At 72.1% G+C, this 21,737-nt stretch carries 20 protein-coding genes and 1 riboswitch; of the genes, 9 read left to right on the top strand and 11 right to left on the bottom strand.

Annotated features, from left to right (window positions below):
* Window positions 1–38 precede the first annotated feature (38 nt).
* A complete protein-coding gene (locus tag AB0924_RS30620; protein WP_358930674.1) occupies window positions 39–521 on the top strand; it encodes a GNAT family N-acetyltransferase in 483 nt (160 codons plus the stop codon).
* A 22-nt stretch (window positions 522–543) separates the two neighbouring features.
* On the opposite strand, the gene AB0924_RS30615 is transcribed toward AB0924_RS30620, so the two are convergent.
* A complete protein-coding gene (locus AB0924_RS30615; RefSeq protein WP_366913100.1) occupies window positions 544–2,058 on the bottom strand; it encodes a DHA2 family efflux MFS transporter permease subunit in 1,515 nt (504 codons plus the stop codon).
* A 115-nt stretch (window positions 2,059–2,173) separates the two neighbouring features.
* On the opposite strand from AB0924_RS30615, the gene AB0924_RS30610 reads away from it, so the two are divergent.
* Window positions 2,174–2,857, top strand: a complete 684-nt coding sequence (locus AB0924_RS30610; RefSeq protein ID WP_358930678.1) for a pentapeptide repeat-containing protein — start codon at window positions 2,174–2,176, stop codon at window positions 2,855–2,857.
* Window positions 2,858–2,861: 4 nt separating this feature from the next.
* On the opposite strand, the gene AB0924_RS30605 is transcribed toward AB0924_RS30610, so the two are convergent.
* Entirely contained in the window at window positions 2,862–3,362 is a 501-nt protein-coding gene (locus AB0924_RS30605; protein ID WP_358930938.1) for a hypothetical protein, read from the bottom strand.
* A 70-nt stretch (window positions 3,363–3,432) separates the two neighbouring features.
* On the opposite strand from AB0924_RS30605, the gene AB0924_RS30600 reads away from it, so the two are divergent.
* Window positions 3,433–4,824 (top strand): M1 family metallopeptidase, encoded by a 1,392-nt coding sequence (locus tag AB0924_RS30600; RefSeq protein ID WP_366913099.1) that lies wholly within the window; start codon window positions 3,433–3,435, stop codon window positions 4,822–4,824.
* A gap of 36 nt (window positions 4,825–4,860) precedes the next feature.
* Here AB0924_RS30600 and AB0924_RS30595 read toward each other — a convergent pair whose 3' ends face one another.
* From AB0924_RS30595 to AB0924_RS30585, 3 genes are all read right to left on the bottom strand, one after another.
* Window positions 4,861–6,450, bottom strand: coding sequence for a M4 family metallopeptidase (locus AB0924_RS30595; protein WP_366913120.1), 1,590 nt, complete (start codon window positions 6,448–6,450; stop codon window positions 4,861–4,863).
* A gap of 266 nt (window positions 6,451–6,716) precedes the next feature.
* Window positions 6,717–7,730: a bifunctional GNAT family N-acetyltransferase/NUDIX hydrolase gene (locus AB0924_RS30590; RefSeq protein ID WP_366913098.1), complete on the bottom strand. Its 1,014-nt coding sequence runs from the start codon at window positions 7,728–7,730 to the stop codon at window positions 6,717–6,719.
* Between the two features lie 129 nt (window positions 7,731–7,859).
* On the bottom strand, window positions 7,860–8,435 hold the full coding sequence (locus tag AB0924_RS30585; protein WP_061918604.1) for a TerD family protein: 576 nt from the start codon (window positions 8,433–8,435) through the stop codon (window positions 7,860–7,862).
* 170 nt (window positions 8,436–8,605) lie between these two features.
* Here AB0924_RS30585 and arfB point away from each other — a divergent pair, with 170 nt between their 5' ends.
* The gene (gene arfB / locus AB0924_RS30580) at window positions 8,606–9,043 is read left to right on the top strand and encodes an alternative ribosome rescue aminoacyl-tRNA hydrolase ArfB (protein WP_366913097.1); all 438 of its coding nucleotides are present in this window, start codon (window positions 8,606–8,608) and stop codon (window positions 9,041–9,043) included.
* A gap of 22 nt (window positions 9,044–9,065) precedes the next feature.
* Here arfB and AB0924_RS30575 read toward each other — a convergent pair whose 3' ends face one another.
* Entirely contained in the window at window positions 9,066–9,635 is a 570-nt protein-coding gene (locus AB0924_RS30575) for a flavin reductase family protein (RefSeq protein WP_366913119.1), read from the bottom strand.
* A gap of 344 nt (window positions 9,636–9,979) precedes the next feature.
* Here AB0924_RS30575 and cdgB point away from each other — a divergent pair, with 344 nt between their 5' ends.
* Entirely contained in the window at window positions 9,980–11,638 is a 1,659-nt protein-coding gene (gene cdgB, locus AB0924_RS30570) for a diguanylate cyclase CdgB (RefSeq protein WP_358930689.1), read from the top strand.
* A 118-nt stretch (window positions 11,639–11,756) separates the two neighbouring features.
* Window positions 11,757–12,710: a carbohydrate-binding protein gene (locus AB0924_RS30565; protein WP_358930691.1), complete on the top strand. Its 954-nt coding sequence runs from the start codon at window positions 11,757–11,759 to the stop codon at window positions 12,708–12,710.
* Window positions 12,711–13,211: 501 nt separating this feature from the next.
* Here AB0924_RS30565 and AB0924_RS30560 read toward each other — a convergent pair.
* The 3 genes from AB0924_RS30560 to AB0924_RS30550 all read right to left on the bottom strand — a co-directional run bounded on the left by AB0924_RS30560 (window position 13,212) and on the right by AB0924_RS30550 (window position 16,371).
* Entirely contained in the window at window positions 13,212–14,141 is a 930-nt protein-coding gene (locus tag AB0924_RS30560) for a 1-phosphofructokinase family hexose kinase (RefSeq protein ID WP_358930693.1), read from the bottom strand.
* Between the two features lie 119 nt (window positions 14,142–14,260).
* Window positions 14,261–15,430, bottom strand: a complete 1,170-nt coding sequence (gene nagA, locus AB0924_RS30555) for an N-acetylglucosamine-6-phosphate deacetylase (RefSeq protein WP_358930695.1) — start codon at window positions 15,428–15,430, stop codon at window positions 14,261–14,263.
* Window positions 15,430–16,371 (bottom strand): ROK family protein, encoded by a 942-nt coding sequence (locus AB0924_RS30550; protein WP_366913096.1) that lies wholly within the window; start codon window positions 16,369–16,371, stop codon window positions 15,430–15,432. The genes nagA and AB0924_RS30550 overlap by 1 nt, the downstream gene beginning before the upstream one ends.
* A gap of 139 nt (window positions 16,372–16,510) precedes the next feature.
* Here AB0924_RS30550 and AB0924_RS30545 point away from each other — a divergent pair, with 139 nt between their 5' ends.
* From AB0924_RS30545 to otsB, 3 genes are all read left to right on the top strand, one after another.
* Window positions 16,511–17,752 carry an extracellular solute-binding protein gene (locus AB0924_RS30545; protein WP_366913095.1) on the top strand — a complete coding sequence of 414 codons (1,242 nt, stop codon included), beginning with the start codon at window positions 16,511–16,513 and terminating at the stop codon, window positions 17,750–17,752.
* Between the two features lie 36 nt (window positions 17,753–17,788).
* Window positions 17,789–18,016, top strand: coding sequence for a DUF3263 domain-containing protein (locus AB0924_RS30540; RefSeq protein WP_358930701.1), 228 nt, complete (start codon window positions 17,789–17,791; stop codon window positions 18,014–18,016).
* A 67-nt stretch (window positions 18,017–18,083) separates the two neighbouring features.
* Window positions 18,084–18,917, top strand: a complete 834-nt coding sequence (gene otsB / locus AB0924_RS30535; RefSeq protein ID WP_358930703.1) for a trehalose-phosphatase — start codon at window positions 18,084–18,086, stop codon at window positions 18,915–18,917.
* A gap of 18 nt (window positions 18,918–18,935) precedes the next feature.
* On the opposite strand, the gene AB0924_RS30530 is transcribed toward otsB, so the two are convergent.
* Both AB0924_RS30530 and AB0924_RS30525 read right to left on the bottom strand, forming a co-directional pair.
* On the bottom strand, window positions 18,936–20,354 hold the full coding sequence (locus tag AB0924_RS30530; protein ID WP_366913094.1) for a trehalose-6-phosphate synthase: 1,419 nt from the start codon (window positions 20,352–20,354) through the stop codon (window positions 18,936–18,938).
* A 107-nt stretch (window positions 20,355–20,461) separates the two neighbouring features.
* Window positions 20,462–21,433 carry a glucosyl-3-phosphoglycerate synthase gene (locus AB0924_RS30525; RefSeq protein WP_366913093.1) on the bottom strand — a complete coding sequence of 324 codons (972 nt, stop codon included), beginning with the start codon at window positions 21,431–21,433 and terminating at the stop codon, window positions 20,462–20,464.
* A gap of 161 nt (window positions 21,434–21,594) precedes the next feature.
* Window positions 21,595–21,737: riboswitch (SAM riboswitch) on the top strand.

Genomic DNA, 21,737 nt, shown 5'->3' with positions numbered 1-21,737 from the left:
GGTGACCGGGCCGGACGCGCCCGGTTAGCCTCACCCCCATGATTCGTTCCGCGACCCCCGCCGACGTCCCCGTCATCCACGCCCTGATCCGTGAGCTGGCCGAGTACGAGAAGGCCCCGCAGGAGGCGCGGGCGACCGAGGAGCAGTTGCGCGAGGCGCTGTTCGGGGAGCGGCCGGCGGCGTTCGCGCACATGGCCGTGGACGACGGGACCGGGGAGAGCGTCGGCTTCGCCCTGTGGTTCCTGAACTTCTCCACCTGGCGCGGAGTGCACGGCATCTACCTGGAGGATCTCTACGTCCGTCCCTCCGCCCGGGGCGGCGGGCACGGCCGGGCGCTGCTGACCGAGCTGGCGCGCATCTGCGTACAGCGCGGTTACGAGCGCCTGGAGTGGTCGGTGCTCGACTGGAACCGGCCCGCGATCGGCTTCTACGAGGCGCTCGGCGCGCGCCCGCAGGACGAGTGGACGGTGTACCGGCTCACCGACGGGCCGCTGGCGGAGCTGGGCGGCCCGGCCCGCTGACTCGCCCGGCCCGCCGACTCGCTCAGCCCACCGACTCCGGCACCGGTGTCTCGGCCGGTGCCCCGTGGCCCGGGGCCCGGGCGGTCACCATCAGGCCCGCCACCAGGCCGGCCAGCAGCATCACGCCCGCCGCCCACCAGATCGCGACCGTGTACCCGTGCACCACGCCCGCCGGGACGACCGCGGCCTTGGAGGCCGGGCCGCGCAGGTGGGCGGTGATGTAGGCGGCGCTGCTGGTGGTGGCGACGGTGTTGAGCAGGGCCGTGCCGATCGAGCCGCCCACCTGCTGGGAGGTGTTGACGGTCGCCGAGGTGACGCCGGCGTCGCGCGGGGCCACACCGGCGGTGGCGGTGGCGAACACCGGCATGAAGGTCAGGCCCATGCCCAGGCCCATCAGGATCAGCGCGGGCAGGATCTCGCCGGTGTAGGAGGAGCCGACGGTCATCCGGGTCAGGAGCAGCAGCCCGGAGGCGGCCAGCAGCGTGCCGGGCACCATGAGCAGGCGCGGGGCCACCCGCTGCAGCAGCCGGGCCGATATCTGGGTGGAGCCGATGATGATCGCGGCGGTCAGCGGCAGGAAGGCCAGGCCCGCCCGGACCGGCGAGTAGCCGAGGATGACCTGCAGGTAGTAGGTCATGAAGAGGAACAGCCCGAACATGCCGATCACCGCGAGCATCATGGTCAGGAAGCAGCCCGCGCGGTTGCGGTCCCGGATGATGTGCAGCGGCAGCAGCGGGCTCGGCGCCCGGGTCTGCCACCGGACGAACACGGCGAGCAGCACCGCGCCGGCCGCGAACAGGGCGATGACCAGCGGGTCGCTCCAGCCGCGCGGCTCGGCCTCGGCGAAGCCGTAGACGATCGCGACGAGTCCGCCGCAGCCGAGCAGCACGCCGGGCACGTCGAGCCGGGCCTCGCGGTGGCCCGGGCGGTCGTGCAGCAGGCCGAAGGCGCCGAGCACCGCGACGGCGGCGATGGGCACGTTGACGTACAGGCACCAGCGCCAGTTCAGGTACTCGGTGAGCAGGCCGCCGACGATGAACCCGATGGCCGAGCCGCTGCCGGCCAGGGCGCCGTAGATGCCGAAGGCCTTGCCGCGCTCGTGCGGGTCGGTGAACGTCGTGGTCAGCAGGCTCAGCGCGGAGGGCGCGAGCAGGGCGGCGAAGACGCCCTGGAGGGCGCGGGCGCCGAACAGCATGCCGGAGCTGGTGGCCGCGCCGCCGAGCGCGGAGGCGGCCGCGAAGCCGATGAGCCCGATGACGAAGGTGCGTTTTCGGCCCACGAGGTCGGCGACCCGGCCGCCCAGCAGCAGGAGTCCGCCGAAGGCCAGCGTGTAGGCGGTGATCACCCACTGCCGGTTGGCGTCGGACATGTGCAGGTCGTGCTGGGCGGAGGGCAGCGCGATGTTCACGATCGTCGCGTCCAGGACCACCATCAGCTGGGCGAGGGCGATGACGACCAGGCCCCACCAGCGGTGGGGATCGGCCCCGCCGGCGACTGCGGACGCCGGCGGGGCCTCACCCTTTCGGCCGATATCCATCTGGTCAGAACACCATGAATCGATGGGTATCGCATCCGCGTGTGTTGGGGCCCGCCGCACGGGGCCGCTCCCGCGGGCCGGCCCGGTTGTCAGTGGCACGGTGCAGCATGGGGGCATGGCGAGAAGAGCGGCGGCCGCGGACGGCACACGGGTGAAGGGCGCACGGCGGCCGGAGGTGCGGCTGCCGCCCCTGGAGCCCTGGAACGGCGGCGCACTGAAGCCGGACGGCGACTACGACGGCCTCGAGTTCCGGGCGGCGGACCTGGCCGGGCAGGACGGCGCCGGCGCCCGCTTCATGGACTGCGCGCTGACCGACTGCGCGGTGGACGAGGCGGTGCTGCGCCGCGCGCGCGTGCTGGACTCGGTCCTGCGCGGCCTGCGGGGCGTCGGCACCGACCTCGCCGAGGCCACGTTCCGGGACGTGGAGCTGATCGACCCCCGGCTCGGCGGCACCCAGCTGCACGGGGCCGTGCTGGAGCGGGTCGTGATCCGCGGCGGCAAGATCGACTTCCTCAACCTGCGCGAGGCCCGGCTCCGGGACGTCGTCTTCGACTCCTGCGTCCTGGTCGAGCCGGACTTCGCCGGGGCCCGCCTGGAGCGGGTCGAGTTCACCGGCTGCGCCCTGAAGGAGGCCGACTTCGGCGGCGCGGCCCTGAAGGACGTCGACCTGCGCGGGGCCGCGCCCCTGGAGATCGTCCGGGGCCTGGACCGGCTGGCGGGGGCCGTGATCAGCACGGGGCAGCTGCTGGACCTGGCCCCGGTGCTGGCGGGTGAGCTGGGGATCAGGGTGGAGGACTGAGAGCTCAGGCCACGCGGGGGAAGCGGGCCTGCAGCGTCCAGATCGCCGGGTTCTCCGACAGGTCCTCGTGCAGATCGCTCAGGTCGGCGATCAGGTCGTGCAGGAAGTCGCGGGACTCCCGGCGCAGTTCGGCGTGGGAGAAGGACAGCGGGGCCTCCTCGGCCGGCATCCAGTCGGCCTCGATGTCCACCCAGCCGAAACGGCGCTCGAAGAGCATCCGGTCGGTGGACTCGGTGAAGTCCAGCTCCGCCTGCTGCGGCCGGGAGGCACGCGAGCCCATCGGATCCCGGTCCAGCCGCTCCACGATGTCGCACAGCGCCCACGCGAAGTCCAGCACCGGCACCCATCCCCAGGCTGTGGACAGCTCGCGGTCCGATTTCGTGTCCGCGAGATAGACGTCCCCGCAGAACAGGTCGTGCCGCAGCGCGTGGACGTCCGCGCGGCGGTAGTCGGTCTGCGGCGGGTCCGGGAAGCGGTTGGAGAGGGCGTAGCCGATGTCGAGCACGCAGGAGATGGTGTCACGTCCGGCCACCGCGCCCCCGCTCGGTGCGCGCCGCCGCCGTAGCATCGCTGACATGTCCAGATCCGCACGCCTTGTCCCGGCCGTCGCCGGCCTTCTCGCGCTCGCCCTCACGGGCACCGCGTGCGACGGCGGCGTCCACGGCACCCCGGGCGGCTCGGGCGTGCACGACCCGTACTTCCCGAAGGCGGGCAACGGCGGCTACGACGTCACCCACTACGCCCTGACCCTCGACTACACCCCGGGCACCCGCCGGCTCACCGGCCGGGCCGTGATCACCGCCCGCGCCACCCAGGACCTGACCGCCTTCGACCTCGACCTCGACGGGCTGGACGTCGGCTCGGTCACCGTGGACGGCAGGGACGCCCGCTGGAACCGCGCCGGCCAGGAACTCACCGTCCGCCCCCACGACGACCTCCGCGACGGCGAGACCTTCACCGCCACCGTCCGCTACTCCGGCACCCCGCGGACCCTCACCGACCCCGACGGCTCCGAGGAGGGCTGGCTGCCCACCGCCGACGGCGCGCTCGGCCTCGGCGAGCCGGTCGGCTCGATGGCCTGGTTCCCCGGCAACCACCATCCCTCGGACAAGGCCGCCTACGACATCACGGTCACCGTCCCCGAAGGCCTGCAGGCCGTCTCCAACGGGGAGCCGGCCGGGCGGACCAGCAAGGGCGGCCGGACGACGTACTCCTGGCACACCGCCCAGCCGATGGCGAGCTACGCGGCCACCGTCGCCGTCGGCCACTACGACATCGGCCGCGGCACCGGGCCGCACGGGCTGCCCGTGCTCACCGCCGTCGACCCCGCGCAGGCCAAGGCGAGCAAGGACGTCCTGGCGAAGATCCCGGAGATCCTCGACTGGGAGGAGAAGAACTTCGGGCCGTACCCCTTCTCCTCCGCCGGAGCGGTCGTCGACCGCCCGGGGGACGCCCAGTACGCGCTGGAGACGCAGACCCGTCCCGTCTTCCCCGGCGCCCCCGACACCGGCACGCTCGTCCACGAACTCGCCCACCAGTGGTACGGCGACTCGGTCACCCCGAGGAGCTGGCGGGACATGTGGCTCAACGAGGGCTTCGCGACGTACGCGGAGTGGCTGTACCAGGAGGACCACGGCGGCAGGAGCGCCCAGCAGACCTTCACCGACCTGTACGACGGCGACGACGACGCCGTCTGGGACTTCCCGCCGGCCAGGCCGGCCGGCGCCGCGCACATCTCCGGCAGCCCCGTCTACGAGCGCGGCGCCATGGTGCTGCAGAAGATCCGCCGGAAGGTCGGCGACGACGCCTTCCACGACATCCTCCGGGGCTGGGCCGCCGCCCACCGCCACGGCACCGCCGACACCGCCCAGTTCACCGCGTTCGTGGAGAAGAAGGCCCCGGACGAGGACTTCGGCGGGATCTGGAAGGACTGGCTCTACGGAGACGGCAAGCCGGACCGCCCGTGACGGACGGCCCGGCTGCCAAAGGCCCGCTACGCGGGACTAGTTGACGTTGACGGCCTTCCAGGCCGCCGCCACCGCGTTGTACTCCGCGCTGCCCGAGCCGTACAGGGCGGCCGCCGCCTGCAGGGTGCCGGTGCGGGCGCCCGCGTAGTTGGTGGTCGAGGTGAAGTACGTGCTCAGGGCCTTGTACCAGATCTGGATCGCCTTGTCCCGGCCGATCCCGGTGACCGTGGAGCCGTCGTACGTCGGGGAGTTGTAGGACACCCCGTTGACCGTCTTCGCGCCGCTGCCCTCCGACAGCAGGTAGAAGAAGTGGTTGGCGACACCGGACGAGTAGTGCACGTCCAGGCGGCCGACGGACTTCGACCAGTAGTCGGCGGAGCCGCCGTCCTTGCTCGGCTTGTCCATGTAGCGCAGCGGGGTGCCGTTGCCGTTGATGTCGATCTTCTCGCCGATGAGGTAGTCACCGGGGTCGGAGGAGTTGTTCGCGAAGAACTCCACCGCGGTGCCGAAGATGTCGCTGGTGGCCTCGTTCAGGCCGCCGGACTCGCCCCGGTAGTTGAGCTTCGCCGTGGCCGCGGTCAGACCGTGGCTCATCTCGTGGCCGGCCACGTCGAGCGAGGTCAGCGGGTCGGCGTTGCCGGAGCCGTCGCCGTACGTCATGCAGAAGCAGCTGTCGTCCCAGAAGGCGTTGACGTAGGCGTTGCCGTAGTGGACGCGGGAGTAGGCGGCCTTGCCGTCGCCCGCGATGCCGTTGCGGTTGAACGCGGACTTGTAGAAGTCCCAGGTGACGGCGGCGCCGTAGGCGGCGTCCACGGCGGCGGTCTGGCGGTTGGAGACGGTGCCGTTGCCCCAGACGTCGTCGGCGTCGTGGAAGAGGGTGCCGGTGCCGCTGGTGCCGCCGTTCAGGTCGTAGGTCTTGTGACCGCCGCGGCCGCCGTCGATCAGGTCGTAGCCGCCGGAGGCGGAGGCGGTGGTGCCGATGGTGACCGTGCCGCTGTACTGGCTGGTGCCCGTGCCGGTGTCGACCGCCTCGTAGGAGTAGATCTTCTTGCCGGTCCGCGCGTCGGTGATGACGTGCAGTGCGCTCGGGGTGCCGTCGTGCTGGACGCCCTTGACGACGGACTCGTAGGCGAGGACCGGCTTGGCACCGGCCGCCCAGACCACCTTGCGGGAGGACGAGGCGGTGGCCTTCGCGGTGTCCGCGGCCTTGACGGCGGCCTTCTTCGCGCTCGTGGCGGAGACGGCGGCCGTGGTGGTCGGCACGGATATGCGGGCCTTGGCCGCCTTGCTGACGCCCTTGAGCGCGCCGTTCTTCGCCACGTGGGTGACCAGGTCGCCACCGAGCACGGGAAGACCCGCGTACGTGCGCTCGTAACGGGTGTGGACGGTGCCGTTCGCGTCCTTGACCACGTCCCGGACGACCAGCTTCTCCTTGGCGCCCAGCCCGAGTTCGTGGGCCGCGGCACCGGCGTGCCGCTGAGCCGTCTCGATGGCGGCGGCGCGGGCCGGAGCGCTGAGCGGGACGGCCGTGGCGCCGGGGGTGTGCGTGGGGGCGGCGGTGGCGGAACCGTTCTGCAGCGCGAGGACGACCATCGCCGCCGAGCCGGCCAGCGCGGCGGCGCGCATGGCGGTCCTGCGGGAGGCGCGGGGGTGCTGAGTCACTCGTTCTCCTTATGGCTGGCCTCCGGTGGGGCCGGAGACACAGTTGGGGCACAGGGGACGTACAAGCTGCGGCGGGTGCGGAGAGAGTGACACCGTGGAGGCTCTGTTTGACAGAGCGCCGACAAAACTTTACGTGTTGTTATCCGAATGCCGTGCCCCGGGAACCGTTATCCGGACGGACGTCGAGGGCTCAACTCACCATCCATCAAGCGGATTTGAGGCGTCGGGCGTCACACCTCGCGGTCCGGGCGGTCCACCGCGCTCTCGGCCTCCCACGTGTCCAGCGTGCGGGCAAGGCCGGGCGGCCAGACCGGCTCCGGCTCCTCGGCCAGTTCCCGCCTGCTCCACCAGCGCCAGGTGAGGATTCCGTCGGCGGCGTGCGCGGCGGCCAGACCGGGGCCGGACGGCTCGCGGTGCGGGCCGTGGGTGACATAGACGTGCTCGTGCTGGTGCACGGGGACGCCGATGGGGGTCCCCCCGCTCGAGCGGAGCCGAGAGTGGGGGAGCGTGAAGTCGTGTTCCCAGGTGCACAGCAGCGGGCCCGGCAGCAGGTCGGTCCAGCCGGTCTCCTCGGCCAGTTCCCGCAGGGCGCCCTCGCGCGGGGTCTCGCCCGGCTCCAGCCCGCCGCCGGGCAGCGCCCAGTGGACGCCGACCTCGACGTTGTCGTACCGGAAGAGCAGCACCGCGCCGTCGGGGTCCACGACGGCGACCCGGGCGGCCTGCCGGGGTGTCCGCAGTACCTTGCGCAGCACGGCGCAGGGGCGGCCGAGGGCGTGGTCGGGGCGGTGGTCGACGACCTCGTAGCCGAGGGCGGTCCAGAAGGCCAGCGCCCCGGGGTTGTTGTCGAGGACGGCGAGGCGCACGGCCCGGCGGCCGGCGGCCCGGAAGCGCTCCTCCACCGCCGTGGCGACCCGGCGGCCGTAACCCTTGCCCTGTTCGGTCGCGTCCACCATCAGCAGCCCGATCCACGGATCGGGGTCGGCCGGGTCGGGGTGGTGGGCCAGTGTGATCACGACGGCGACCAGACGTCCCTCGGACCGGGCCAGCAGCACCTCGGCGTCCGGCTGGACCAGCTCGTCGGCCAGCGCCGCCGCCACCTGTTCGCCCCGGATGTCGTCCGGGTCGGGGAAGTCGCCGCTGAGCGCGTGGAACGCGCGGTTGGAGGCGTAGAGCGCCGTCAGTTCGGTGAGCAGCGGGGCCGGGAGGTCATGATCGGCGGTGAGGGCGAGGGGTTCGAGGATCACCCGGGCAACGTATCGCGCGGGGTGGCGGCGTCTCGGCCGGATTCGCGGGTGCCCGCGGGCAGGGGCGGGGATGCCCCCTGCCCACGGGCCGGGCCGCGGGCCGGGGGCTTCCGCTCGACGCGCCGTACGTCAGACGTTCACGCCGAAGTCCTGGGCGATGCCCACCAGGCCCGAGGCGTAACCCTGGCCCACCGCGCGGAACTTCCACTCCGCGCCGTTGCGGTACAGCTCGCCGAAGACCATGGCCGTCTCGGTGGCGGCGTCCTCGGAGAGGTCGTAGCGGGCGATCTCGGCGCCGCCGGCCTGGTTGACGATGCGGATGTAGGCGTTGCGGACCTGGCCGAAGTTCTGGCCGCGGTTCTCGGCGTCGTAGATGGAGACCGGGAAGACGATCTTGTCGACGTCGGCCGGGAGCGCGGCCAGGTTGACGTTGATCGCCTCGTCGTCGCCGGCGCCCTCGCCGGTGCGGTTGTCACCCGTGTGGACGATGGAGTTGTCCGGCGTCTGCTTGTTGTTGAAGAAGACGAAGTGGGCGTCCGAGTAGACCTTGCCCTGCGTGTTGACCGCGATGGCGGAGGCGTCCAGGTCGAAGTCCGTGCCGGTGGTGGTGCGGACGTCCCAGCCGAGGCCCACGGTGACGGCGGTCAGGCCCGGAGCCTCCTTGGTGAGCGAGACGTTGCCACCCTTGGACAGGCTTACAGCCATGATTGGGAGTCCCTTCCCTAGTTATTCGTGCGCATCTGTGCCGACGAAGCTACCGTCACCGGGGAGAACGTCGAGGGGGGTACCGGTGGTTCCGGGTCCCTTTACCTTTTTTACCCATGTGGCCGTCACCGGCGAAAACCGCGTGACGTGGGACGGGTCGGGCCGGGAACATGGGAGGCATGTCCGGTCCCCATGTCATCCGCGGTTCGGTCTCGCTTCCCGAGGCCGAGCTGATGTGGCGTTTCTCGAGGTCCTCCGGGCCGGGCGGCCAGCACGTCAACACCAGCGACTCGCAGGTCGAGCTGCGCTTCGACCTGGCGCGCACCGAGGCGCTGCCGCCGGTGTGGAAGGAGCGGGCGCTGAGCCGGCTGGCCGGGCGGCTGGTGGACGGGATGGTCGTCGTACGGTCCTCCGAGCACCGCTCCCAGTGGCGCAACCGCGAGGCCGCCGCCGTACGCCTCGCCGCCCTCCTCGCCGAGGCCACCGCGCCCCCGCCCAAGCCCCGCCGCCCCACCCGCATCCCCCGCGGCATCAACGAGCGCCGGCTGCGTGAGAAGAAGCAGCGCTCGGAGCGCAAGCGCGGCCGGTCCGGGCGGGACTGGGGTTAGGCCACCCCGCTTCCGGCGGCCGTCAGCCCAAGTGCCGGTAGCGCCCGCGGTAGTACATCAGCGGGCCGCCCTCCGCGCCCGGTGCGCGCGCGGTCAGTACCCGGCCGATGACGAGGGTGTGGTCGCCCGCCGTCACCCGCTGCTCGGTGCGGCACTCCAGGGCGGCCAGCGCGCCGTCCATCAGCGGTGCGCCGGTGATCTCGCCGCGCACCCGCGGCAGGTCCTGGAAGAGCAGCCGGTCGCTGATGCGGCCCTTCATGGCGAAGCGCCCGGCGATGTGGCGCTGCCCCTCGGCCAGCACCGAGACCGCCCACAGCGGCTGTTCGTCGAGCAGGTCGTCCATGCGCGAGCCCGTGCGCAGGCTGACCATCACCAGCGGCGGGTCCAGCGAGACGGACATGAAGGCCGTCGCGGTCATGCCGACGTCCTCGCCACCGGGCGCGTCCGGGTCGTCGGGGTCCAGCGGCGGTTCCTGAGCGGTCACCAGGACCACGCCCGCGGCCAGCCGGGACATGGCGGCCCGGAACTCGTCGTTGCTCACCCCCTCAGCATGCCCGGTGACTGCTGTGGCGGTGGGGGAGGAGGTGTTCAGCACGCCATGAACGCTAATCTCCGCTCCGGACGGGCCGCATCGGGCCCTGGCCCTAGCCGGGTCCTAGGACCGGGGGACCACGAGGTGACGGTTCGTGCATCATGTGCACACAACGACAAAGCTTGCGTTCAGTAAACGCACAGGGAAAACGCAGAAACTCCACTCAATTGTTCACGTTCCCCTGTGACTTGAGTCACAAGGGGCAGATATTGTTGACCCTGTGTACCGAGTGAGCAGCGCGCTGTGATTCAGTGGCTGAAGACCACTGAGAGACGACGGGACGCACGTAAGGAAGGCCGAAGACAACCCTTGATTCGCTGCGAGGTCTCGGGGGGAGGGCGAGCATGGAGACCGAGTCGGAGCCGTATGTCCGCCTTGCGTCCCTGCGGCAGCTGCACCAGGTCATGGCCGACATGAACACGGCGCGCAGCCTGGCGGACACACTGCAGACGGTCGCCGACGGCGCGGTCAGTGCTCTCGGGTACGAGCTGGCGTGCGTCAACCTCGTGCGCCCCGACGGGGATCTCGTCATCGCCGCCTTCTCCGGCAACTCCGCCGCCGAGGCCCTGATCACCGGCCGGGTCGGCTCCCGCGACTCCTGGGACCGGCGGCTGAGCATGGGCGAACAGTGGGGTGACCTCGTGTTCATACCCCACACCGAGGGCTGGGTGCTGGACGACGACGACGTCCCGCAGTGGTACACCGACGGTCCCGCCCCGCGCTTCGAGGACGAGTGGCACCCCTCCGACCGCCTCTTCGCCCCGATGTACACGCCCGGGGCACAGGGCGGCGGCTCCTCGGGCGAGTTGCTCGGCGTCATATCCGTCGACCGGCCGCGCAACGGCCGTCACCCCGGCGCCTGGGGCCGCGAGGCCCTGCAGATGTACGCCTTCCAGGCCGCCATCGCGATCAGCAACGCGCGTCTGCGTTCCAACATGCAGCGGGCCCTGGTCCGCCTCGAGCGCGAGCAGCAGGCACTCAGGGCCAGCGAGGAGAGCTTCCGGCAGGCCTTCGAGTACGCGCCCTCCGGCATGGCCATCGCCGAGATGGGCGGCGACCAGCACGGCCGCATCCTGCGCACCAACGACGCCCTGTGCCGGCTGCTCGGCCGTCCCGCCTCCGCGATGCGCCGCTACTCCTTCTCCGACCTGGTCCACCCCGAGGACATCGGCACGCTGCTCCGGACGTCCGCCGAGGGCGGCCGGGCCGAGCTGCGCCTGGGCCGCCGCGACGGCAGCTACGTCTGGGTGAGCCTGCGCAACAGCGTCGTCGCCGACGCCGCCGACGGGCCCCGCTTCCTGCTGACCCACGTCGAGGACATCGAGGACCGCAAGCGCCGCGAGCTCCAGCTCGCCCACCGCGCCTCCCACGACTCCCTCACCGGCCTGCCGAACTCCGCCGAGCTGCGCTCCCGGCTCTCCGCGCGCCTGTGCCACCGCCCGTCCCACGCCGGCGCCCTGGAGTCCCTGGACGCGGCCTACGGCCACCCCGCCTTCGACGCCCCGCCCGGGCACGGCTTCGACTTCGCGCAGGGCGTGGAGGCGTTCGACGGCTACGACCACCACGTCCACACCGTCGCGCCCGAGGACGGCCACGACGACGGCACCAAGGGCCTCGCGGTCCTCTTCTGCGACCTGGACGGCTTCAAGTCGATCAACGACAGGTTCGGCCACAACGCGGGCGACGCGGTGCTCATCGAGGTCGCCCGGCGGCTGACCCGCGGGGTGCGCGACGGCGACACGGTCGCCCGGCTCGGCGGCGACGAGTTCGTGATCCTCGCCGACGGCCTCGGCAAGGCCGACGCCCAGGACCTCGCCGTACGTCTGCGCAACGAGATCATCCAGCCCATCCGCGCCGAGGACCGGGCCGTCCGGGTGGGCGCGAGCTTCGGCATCGGCTGGGCGCACTGCGGCATGACGGCGGACGAAGTGCTGAAGTCCGCCGACGAACGGATGTACGTAGAGAAACGATCTCGTCCCAAACAGCATCGGCGTGCCGGATGAATCGCAGGTCAGTGAGCTGATGCGATACGGGTCACCCGTTTGGCTCAGTCGGAGCGGGTAGGCTCGCCATTCCACACCCGTATCGCATCCACCCGCACCTGTTGAGGAGTACCAAGGGATGACGCCCGGCGACAACGGCGCGAGCACGCCCGAGGACGACGACCCGTTCGGCTACCTCTACGCCGACGGCCAGGCCCGAGGAGCGCAGCCGCCGTCGGGTGGCTACGGCTATCCGAACTCGGTCAGCAGAGTGCGCGCGGTCGGCGAGCGCCAGTACGCCCCGCAGGCCGCCCCGTACGGCCAGCAGCAGCCCACGGTCCCGCAGCAGGGCGCCTACGGCCAGCCGAACGCCCACTACCAGGCCCCGGAGACGCTGCCCGGCGGCGCACCGACGAGCAGGCAGTCCATGCCGCCCGCCGGCGGTGGCGGCGGGCGCCGCGGCCCGAACACCAAGGGCCTGCTGATCGGCGCCATCGCGGTGGTCGCCGCGGTCGTCATCGGCATCGGTGTGGCGATGATCAACGGCAACACGGACGACGACAAGTCCGGCAACCAGGCGGACGCCTCCCCGACCCAGTCCCAGAGCGGCAGGCCCAGCCCGTCGAACAGCGCCTCGGCACCGGCCGGCGAACTGCCGAAGACGGACGCGGCGAACAGCTCCGTGCATCTGGCGGGCGGTGCCACCGTGGCCTCCGACGTGAAGGGCGCGACGTCCGCGGACGGCAAGTATGTGACCGGACTCAACCAGGCCGGCGCCTCGATCACCTGGTCGCTCGACGGCATCCCGGAGGCTGGCAAGTACAGCGTCTACGTCGGCTACAGCGTGCCGGGCAAGGACGGCGCCGCCATTCTCACCGTCAACGGCACGCCCTCGACGACTCCGATCAAGCTGAAGAACTGGTCGGGAGCGGGCGCCGGCGACTACGAGAAGGGCTGGACGAAGACGTTCAACTACGTCCAGCTCGACAAGGGGCACAACACCGTGTCCGTCTCCTGTGGGCAGGCGGGCCAGTGCGACGCCCTCGTCGACAGGCTGTGGCTGGTGAAGGGCTGGGTCAAGTCCGGCGGCTGAGCCCCGAAGTGGTGTAGCGGCCTCGGTGGCCGCCGAGGCCGCTACACCCTCTATTCAGATGCGTCCGCCCTCGACGCAGAGGACGGCCACCCAACCCGTCTTTCCGTCCGCCTTCACCTTGACCCAGTCATTGCCGGAAGGGCCCCCAGTCCAGCACTTGTATGAGCCACCGTTGTTTTGCCGTGTGCACGGGGTCGTGGTGCAAGGAATCCTGGCATTAGGGTCGGTAACCGAGTGAAGTATGGCCGATGAGGTGCTGGCGGTGCTTCGGACGCTGAAGTAGTGGCCATCCTTCATCCAGACGCCCGCTTGATCGGCCGAGGCCGTGGAACTCATGGAGATGACGAGTCCCATCGAGGCCAGACCGAGCGCCGCGAGTTGCTTCAAGGCCAGTGATTTGCGCCTGTGTTCCCCCAGCGAGAACTAGGTCTTTGGTCGCTGGCGATCATATGTTTTAAAGGGGGATGTGCGTCGATGGCCGTCAGCCATGATTGACCGGTTTCAAGCCGCGGTGACTTCATGCGTCACTGACACCCGCCTCCGCAACTCCTCATAGGACCCACGGTCGAACTCTCCCGCCACCGGCGCCAGCACAGTCGCCGCCGACAACGCGACCGCGCGGGACAATCGGTCCGGCCAGGGGAGCCGCTGCACGAGGCCCGACAGCAGGCCCGCCACCGCCGAGTCGCCCGCGCCGGTCGGGTTGCCGTGGATTCGGGTGGGAGGGAGCGCCCGCCAGCGGCCCTCGGGGGTGGCCGCGAGCAGGCCCTCCGGGCCGAGGGAGGCGACCACCGCGTGGGCGCCGCGTCGGCGGGCGTCCTGGGTGGCACGCACCGGCTCGTGCGAGCCGGTGAGTTCGGCCAGTTCCTCGGCGTTCGGCTTGATGATGTCGGGGCGGGCCGCCACCCCGCGGCGCAGCGGCTCCCCGCCGGCGTCCAGCAGCACGGGGACGCCGTGGGCGCGGGCCGCGCGTATCAGCCCCGCGTACGCGCCCACCGGCACGCCCGGCGGAAGGCTGCCGGACAGGGCCACCGCCGTGGCACGGCCGAGCAGTTCCGCGTACCGGTCCTGGAAGGCCGCCCATTCGGCCGGGGCTATCTGCGGGCCCGGCTCGTTGAGCTGGGTGGTGTCGCCGGTCCGCTCGTCGACGACGGCGACCGTGCGCCGGGTGGCCCCCCCGATGGGCACCAGCGCGTCCGTCACCCGGGGTGTGTCCGCGAGGTGTTCGCGCAGGACCCGGCCGGTGGCGCCGCCCGCGAAGCCGGTGGCCGTCACCTCGTGGCCGAGGGCGGCCAGGACCCGGGCCACGTTCACGCCCTTGCCGCCCGGCCGTTCGAGGACCTGGGAGACCCGGTGCGAGGTGTGCGGCCGCAGCGACCGTACGCGGTAGGTGATGTCGAGAGCGGTGTTCAGTGTGACCGTGAGGATCACCGGGTCCGACCTCCCTCGAAGTCCGTCGCGCCATCGGTTTGCGGGGACCCGATCATGCCAAAGAGACGGCGGCCGGCCCAGTGCGAGGGTCGGTCACCGTCTCTCGACGCCGGAACGGATCAGGGCAGTTGGGGCTTGACGACCCATTCCCCCTGGCGCAGCACGCCCTTGAGGTCGAAGTCCGCGTCCAGCAGCACCAGGTCGGCGTTCTTGCCGGGCTCCAGGGAGCCGATGCGGTCGGACAGGCCCAGCAGGCGGGCCGGGTTCACGGACAGGGCGGTGACGGCGTCCCGCACCGGCAGCCCGTCGACCGTCACCGCCCGCTTGAACGCGCGGTCCAGGGTCAGCGTGGAGCCGGCGATCGAACCGCCGTGCACCAGCCGGGCCACGCCCTCGCTGACCTCGACCTCCAGCGGGCCGAGCATGTAGCGGCCGTCGCCGATGCCGGCCGCGTCCATCGCGTCGGTGATGAACGCGACCCGGTCGGCGCCCGCGTGATGGAACGCCAGCTCAAGCGCGGCGGGGTGCAGATGGGTGCCGTCGTTGATCAGCTCGACGGTGACCCGCTCGTCCTGGAGCAGGGCGGCGATGGGGCCGGGGGAGCGGTGGCCCAGGGTGGGCATGGCGTTGAAGAGGTGGGTGGCGACCGTGGCGCCCGCGTCGATGGCCGCGACGGTCTGCTCGTAGGTGGCGTCCGTGTGCCCGACCGCCGCGATCACCCCGTGCTCGGCGAGCAGCCGCACCGAGTCGATGCCGCCCGGCAGTTCCGTGGCGAGCGTGACCATCCTGGCCCGGCCGCGCCCGGCGTCGATCAGCTTGCGCACCTCGGCCGGCTCCGGGTCGCGCAGCAGTTCCTCGGAGTGCGCGCCCTTGCGGCACGGCGAGATGAACGGTCCCTCGAAGTGGATGCCCGCGATGTCCCCCTGCTCGGCCAGCTCGCTCAGCAGCCCGGCCTGCCGGACCAGCAGGTCCATCTCGTCGGTGACGGTGGAGGCGACCAGCGTGGTGGTGCCGTGCCGCCGGTGGGTGCGGACGGCGGTGAGGATCTCCTCGGCCGTGCCGGAGAAGGACGCCCCGCCGCCGCCGTGGTTGTGGATGTCCACGAAGCCCGGGACCAGCCAGTGACCGCTCACGTCGATCACCTCGGCACCGGCCGGGGCCGCGGTGCCCCCGGTGTCCGGCGCGCCGGCCGCGGTGATCCTGGTGCCCTCCACGGTCACGCGTCCGTCGTCCACCACCCCGGTGGGCAGCACCACCCGAGCACCTGCGAGAACCAAGCTGGGAGCCATCAGGCGGTTACCTCCGAGGGGTCGGTGGAGTCGAGGAGATCCCGGGCGAGAAGTCCCGCGCCCAGGCAGCCGGCGGTGTCGCCGAGGGCGGCGGGGACGATGGACGGCATTTTCTGGAAGGTGACCCGGCGCCGTACGGCGTCCCGCAGCGGCTGGAACAACACTTCCCCCGCCTCGGCCAGACCGCCACCGATGATCAGCGTGCGCGGGTCCAGCAGGGTGAGCGCGGTGACCAGCCCGTCGGCCAGCGCGTCCACCGCCTCCTGCCACACCCGGACGGCGTTCGGGTCACCGGACGCGACGGCCTTGGCGCAGTCGGCCGCGTCCGCCTCCGGGTCCCCGCAGGCCGCGGCCCATGCCTCGCTGACGGCGGACGCGGAGGCGTACCGCTCCAGGCAGCCGTGCTGTCCGCAGGGGCATGGGGTGCCCCCGGGCCGTACGACGATGTGCCCGATCTCGCCGGCGAAGCCGTGCGCGCCCGCCTCCACCCGGCCGTCCACGCCGATGGCTCCGGCGATCCCGGTGCCCAGCGGTACGAACAGGAACCGGTCGGCGCCCTTGCCCGCGCCGATCCGTCCCTCGGCGAGCCCGCCGGTGCGCACGTCGTGGCCGAGCGCCACCGGGACGCCGAGCCGCTCGGCGAGCAGGGCGCGCAGGGGTACGTCCCGCCAGCCGAGGTTGGCGGCGTACACGGCGATCCCGTGCTCGTCGTCGACGATGCCGGGGACCGCGATGCCGGCCGCCGCGGCCGGCTCGCCGTAGGTCTCGACGCCGTACGCGCGCAGTTCGGCGGCGAAGCCGAGGATCGTCCCGACCACCGCGTCCGGCCCGCGCTCGCGCCCCGTCGCCCGGCGGGCGCGGTGCAGCAGCTCGCCGTCGTCTCCGACGAGGGCGGCCTTCATCCCGGTACCGCCCACGTCCAGGGCGATGACATGTCTCACGGGGGACAGTGTGGCCCCCGGACCCGCAAGAGGTCTAGTCCACTCACGTGGTGTAGACCTTATGTGTCCACATATTGAACGGTCAGACAGCAGGGTTGGGGCTTTGAGGGTGCGTCGGCGTACGGCAGGAACGATCGCGGTGGTGTCCGCACTGGGCATGACGGCGGTCCTCGGCGGCTGCGGGAGCACGGACTCCTCCGACGTGACCCTCAGACTCGTCGCTGCCGACTACGGCGACTCGGCGGCGAACGGCTCCAAGAAGTACTGGGACGGGCTGGCCAAGGAGTACGAGGCCGAGCACGGGGTGAAGGTCGAGGTCAGCGTCTACTCCTGGAACGACGTCGACCGCAAGGTCAAGGAGATGGTCGACGCCGGGCACGCCCCCGACCTGGCGCAGATCGGCGCCTACGCCGACTACGCGGCCGCGGGCGAGCTGTACCAGGCCTCCGACCTGCTCTCCATACGCACCCAGGCCGACTTCCTCGCCGCGCTCTCCGACGCCGGCCAGTGGAAGCACGTGCAGTACGGCATCCCCTTCGCGGCCTCCACCCGGGTGCTCTTCTACAACAAGACCCTGTTCAGCCAGGCGGGCATCACCCCGCCCACCAACTGGGACGAGCTGGCGGCCGACGCCCGCGCGCTCAAGGACAAGGGCGTGAAGTACCCCTACGCGCTGCCGCTCGGCCCGGAGGAGGCCCAGGCCGAGACCATGCAGTGGCTGCTGGGCGGCGGCGACGGCTACACCGACGACATCGGCGCCTACAGCATCGACTCCGCGAAGAACGTGGAGACCTTCACCTGGCTCAAGGACGACCTGGTCGGCAAGGGCCTGACCGGCCCGGTCGCCCCCGGCAAGCTGAACCGCGCGGACGCCTTCACCGCCTTCACGGACGGCCAGGTCGGCATGCTCAACGGCCACCCCACGCTGATCCAGCAGGCCGCCAAGAAGGGCGTGAAGTTCGGCACGGTCCCGATGCCGGGCCGCACCGGCCGGACCAAGGCCTCCATGGGCGTCGCCGACTGGATGATGGGCTTCCGGCAGAACGGGCACGCCCGCGAGATCGGCGACTTCCTCGACTTCGTCTACGAGAAGAAGAACGTCCTCGCCTTCTCCCGCGAGTACGGACTGCTGCCGGTGACCGACTCCGCGTCCCGCGCCATGTCCGGCTCGGACGCGGCCGGCGACAAGGTCCTGCGCCCCTTCCTCGACGAACTCCCGCTCTCCCAGCTCTACCCGGTCGGCAAGACCTCGTGGGCCTCGGTCAGCGCGGCCGTGAAGAAGAACATCGGCCAGGCGGTCGCCCCCGGCGGCAGCCCCGCCGACGTGCTGTCCCGGCTCCAGTCGACGGCGTCGGCCGCGGACAGCGCCGACGTCAACTGAGACCGGCTGTCGGTGCCCGGCGCTACGGTTGGCCGCATGGAGGAACTGGGCAGCCGCGAACAGGCCATCCTCGCGCTGGAACGCCGGGGCTTCGCCGGCCCCGGCGCGAAGGAACGGGCCATCCGCGAGGAACTGGGCCTCGCCCCGGTGCGCTACTACCAGCTCCTCAACGCCCTCCTGGACGACGCCCGGGCGCTCGCCGCGGACCCGGTCACGGTCAACCGCCTGCGCCGGGTGCGGGAGGCCCGCCGCCAGGAGCGCTGAACCGCCGGCCCGGACCGGGAGGAACGCTCCAGGAGTGACCCGGGCCCGCGCCGGATACTGTCCCTGTATGGACCTCCTGCCGACCCCGGCGACCCAGGCGGGCCGCGACGGACTGCACACGCTGCTGGCCAAGCCCCGCGCGGCGGTGATCGGCCTCGACTTCGACGGCACCCTCGCCCCGATCGTCGCCGACCCCGAGCAGGCCCGCGCCCACCCGGACGCCGTTCCCGCGCTCGCCGCGCTCGCCCCCGAGGTGGCCTCCGTCGCCGTGGTCACCGGCCGGCCCCCCGAGGTCGCGGTGCGCTACGGCGGCTTCGCGGACGTGCCCGGCCTGGAACACCTCACCGTCCTCGGCCACTACGGCGCCGAACGCTGGGACGCCGCGACCGGCGAGGTGACCGCGCCCCCGCCGCACCCCGGTGTGGCCGCGGTCCGCGCCGAACTGCCCGGGCTGCTGGAGCGCGCCGGCGCCGGGCACGGCACCTGGACCGAGGACAAGGGCCGGGCCGTCGCCGTGCACACCCGCCGCGCCGACGACCCCCAGGCCGCCTTCGAGGCCCTGCGCGGGCCCCTCACCGAACTCGCCGCCCGGCACGGCCTGATCGTCGAACCCGGCCGGCTGGTCCTGGAACTGCGCCCGCCCGGCATGGACAAGGGCGTCGCCCTCCTCGACCACGTCCGCCGCACCGCCGCCGGGTCCGTCCTCTACGCGGGCGACGACCTCGGCGACCTGCCCGCCTTCGCGGCCGTCGGGGAACTCCGCGCCGAGGGCGTCCCCGGCCTGCTGGTCTGCAGCGGCAGCACCGAGGTCACGGAACTGGCCGAACGGGCGGACCTGGTGGTCGACGGCCCGGAGGGGGTCGTCGCGCTCCTGCGCGCCCTGGCGGCCAGGCTCGGCTGACCCGGCCCCGCCGGACCCTCAGCCGGTCAGCGCGCCGAGCTGGTCCAGGAACCACTGCGCCGGCGGCAGCGCGATGGCGGCGGCGGCCAGTCGCTTGGACCGCTCCGCCCGCTCGCCCTGGGGCAGGCCCAGCGCGGTGTGCAGCGCGTCCGCCGTCCCCACGACGTCGTACGGGTTGACCACGATCGCGTCCTCGCCCAGCTCCTCGTACGCCCCGGCCTCGCGCGACAGCACCAGCGCGCACCCCTCGTCGGAGACGACCGGCACCTCCTTGGCGACCAGGTTCATGCCGTCCCGGATCGGGTTGACCAGGGCCACGTCCGCGAGCCGGTAGGCGGCCAGCGAGCGGGCGAAGTCGTCCTTCACATGCAGCACCACCGGCGTCCAGCCGGGCGTCCCGTAACGGGAGTTGATCTCGTCCGCGACCCGTTGCACCTCGGCCGTGTAGTCGCGGTAGACCGCGAGGTCCTGCCGCGAGGGGTAGGCGAACGCGATGTGCACCACCCGCTCGCGCCACTCCGGGTGGCCCTCCAGGAGCTGCCGGTACGCCAGCAGTCCGCGCACGATGTTCTTGGACAGCTCGGTGCGGTCCACCCGGACGATGGTCCGGCGCCCCTCGCCGATCTCCGCGCGCAGGGCCGTCATCCGCTCGTCCACGTCCGGCCGGTGCGCCCGCTCGCGCAGGAAGTCCGCGTCCGCGCCGAGCCCGTGCACCCCGATCCGGGTCCCGGACGGGATGCCGGGGCCGAGCACCGCGTGGCAGCAGTCCGTGAACGCGTCCGCCCAGCGCCTGGTCAGGAACGCCGCCCGGTCCGCGCCGAGGATGCCGGTCAGCAGCTCGGCGGCGATGTCGTCGGGCAGCAGCCGGAAGTAGTCCGGCGGGGCCCACGGGGTGTGCGAGAAGTGGCCGATGCGCAGGTCGGGACGGAGCTGCCGGAGCATCCGCGGGGCGAGGGCCAGGTGGTAGTCCTGGATGAGCACCGCGGCACCCTCGGCCGCCTCCTGCGCCAGCGCCTCGGCGAACGCCCGGTTGTACGCCTGGTACGAGGCCCACTGGCGGCGGAACTCCGCGTCGAGGACCGGCTCCAGCGGGGTCTGGTACAGCATGTGGTGGACGAACCAGAGCACCGAGTTGGCGATGCCGTTGTAGGCGTCGGCGAACACGGTCGCGTCGATGTCGAGCATCCGCACCCGCTGCTCGCCGGTGTCCTCGGCCGGCAGCAGACCTCCGCCCGCCCGCCGTACCGCCTCCCGGTCGCCGTCGCCGAGCGCGGCGCAGACCCACACCGCGTTGTGGTCCGGCCCGATGGCCGACAGCCCCGAGACCAGCCCGCCCCCGCCCCGTCTGGCGCTCAGCGAGCCGTCCTCGAGCACCTCGTACGAAACCGGGCCGCGGTTGGACGCGACCAGCACCTCAGCACCCTGCGTGGAAGCCATGATTCTCAACCTAGCCCGGCCCGGAAACGCTCAAACGTACGCTCCGCCCCGGAAGGGGACTGTATACGGCCGTTCTTCCGCGTCCACCGCACCGCGCGCCGGGCCGCTCAGGCCACCTTGCGGTGCGCGTACTCCGCGATCTGCACCATCGGCGGCCGCTCCTCGGTGTCCACCGAGTAGGTGCGCGGCTCGAACCCGTCCTCGCCCCGTTCGAACTGGGTGAGCGACGGCCGTACGAGGTGGCCGCGGGCCAACCGGAGCTGGGCGGTGCGGTAGATCGCCGCGGCCATCCGGCCGAGTGCCTGCCCGTCCTGGTGCCGGTGCCTGCGCACCCCCACGTCCACCTGGGCCAGCGCGTCCAGGCCCACCAGGTGCAGCGCGTCCACCAGCATGCCCAGCTCCACGCCGTAGCCCACCGGGAACGGGAGCTGCTCCAGCAGCGAGCGGCGGGCCGCGTACTCCCCGCCCAGCGGCTGCACGAAGCCGGCGAGCTGCGGCCAGTGCATGTTCAGCAGCGGGCGGGCCATCAGCTCGGTGACCCGGCCGCCCTGTCCGGCGGCGGCCGTGCCGGAGGCGCGCCCGTCGGGCACGGTGAGCGGGCGGTCGTACATCGCCTTGACCAGGTCGACGTCCGGCTCGGTGAGCAGCGGGCCGACGATGCCGAGGACGAAGTCGGAGGAGAACTCCCTCAGGTCGGCGTCGATGAAGCAGACGATGTCCCCGCTCGTCGCCAGCAGCGAGCGCCACAGCACCTCGCCCTTGCCGGGGACGGCCGGTATGCGCGGCAGGACGCTGTCGCGGTGCACCACCCGGGCGCCGGCCGCGGCGGCGACCTCCGAGGTGCGGTCGGTGGAGCCGGAGTCGACGACGACGATCTCGTCGACCAGCGGAGCCTGCCGCATGAGGTCGTGACGGATGACGGCGACGATGTTGCCGACCGTCTCCTCCTCGTTGAGCGCGGGCAGGACGACGGAGACGGACTGCCCGGTGCGCTGCTTGGCGGCCAGGACTCCGTGCAGCGGGCGGTCGGCCACGGACCAGGAGCGGGTGGCCAGCCAGCGCTCGACTTCTTCCAGCACGGTCTGCGGCTCCTCACTGTCGTGATCACACCTGTTGGGGGAGGGTGATGCATCTCGCGGTTCGGACGACTATCTCAACTGTCCCGGCCGTCGGTTACAGTCTTGAACAACGCCGATGACCATCGCATGTCGGGGGTCGCCCGGCGTTCACAACCGAATACCGCTCATCCAGAGGGGCAGAGGGACACGGCCCGATGAAGCCCCGGCAACCCCCCTGAGCCGCACTCGTTTTCGCGCGAGGCTCCCGGCCAGGGAAGGTGCCAAATCCGTCTCACGGCGAGATGCGTCGTGAGGAAGATGAGGA

Source organism: Streptomyces sp. NPDC047869 (assembly GCF_040704065.1).
Classification (GTDB): domain Bacteria; phylum Actinomycetota; class Actinomycetes; order Streptomycetales; family Streptomycetaceae; genus Streptomyces.
This window is presented reverse-complemented; position numbering and strand designations above follow the sequence as displayed.

What these genes read in the sequence shown, in the direction of transcription:
- AB0924_RS30620 (WP_358930674.1), top strand. Translation starts at nt 39, where the DNA reads ATGATTCGTTCCGCGACCCCCGCCGACGTCCCCGTCATCCACGCCCTG.
- AB0924_RS30615 (WP_366913100.1), bottom strand. Translation starts at nt 2,058, where the DNA reads ATGGATATCGGCCGAAAGGGTGAGGCCCCGCCGGCGTCCGCAGTCGCC.
- AB0924_RS30610 (WP_358930678.1), top strand. Translation starts at nt 2,174, where the DNA reads ATGGCGAGAAGAGCGGCGGCCGCGGACGGCACACGGGTGAAGGGCGCA.
- AB0924_RS30600 (WP_366913099.1), top strand. Translation starts at nt 3,433, where the DNA reads ATGTCCAGATCCGCACGCCTTGTCCCGGCCGTCGCCGGCCTTCTCGCG.
- AB0924_RS30595 (WP_366913120.1), bottom strand. Translation starts at nt 6,450, where the DNA reads ATGCGCGCCGCCGCGCTGGCCGGCTCGGCGGCGATGGTCGTCCTCGCG.
- AB0924_RS30585 (WP_061918604.1), bottom strand. Translation starts at nt 8,435, where the DNA reads ATGGCTGTAAGCCTGTCCAAGGGTGGCAACGTCTCGCTCACCAAGGAG.
- arfB (WP_366913097.1), top strand. Translation starts at nt 8,606, where the DNA reads ATGGGAGGCATGTCCGGTCCCCATGTCATCCGCGGTTCGGTCTCGCTT.
- cdgB (WP_358930689.1), top strand. Translation starts at nt 9,980, where the DNA reads ATGGAGACCGAGTCGGAGCCGTATGTCCGCCTTGCGTCCCTGCGGCAG.
- AB0924_RS30565 (WP_358930691.1), top strand. Translation starts at nt 11,757, where the DNA reads ATGACGCCCGGCGACAACGGCGCGAGCACGCCCGAGGACGACGACCCG.
- nagA (WP_358930695.1), bottom strand. Translation starts at nt 15,430, where the DNA reads ATGGCTCCCAGCTTGGTTCTCGCAGGTGCTCGGGTGGTGCTGCCCACC.
- AB0924_RS30540 (WP_358930701.1), top strand. Translation starts at nt 17,789, where the DNA reads ATGGAGGAACTGGGCAGCCGCGAACAGGCCATCCTCGCGCTGGAACGC.
- otsB (WP_358930703.1), top strand. Translation starts at nt 18,084, where the DNA reads ATGGACCTCCTGCCGACCCCGGCGACCCAGGCGGGCCGCGACGGACTG.
- AB0924_RS30530 (WP_366913094.1), bottom strand. Translation starts at nt 20,354, where the DNA reads ATGGCTTCCACGCAGGGTGCTGAGGTGCTGGTCGCGTCCAACCGCGGC.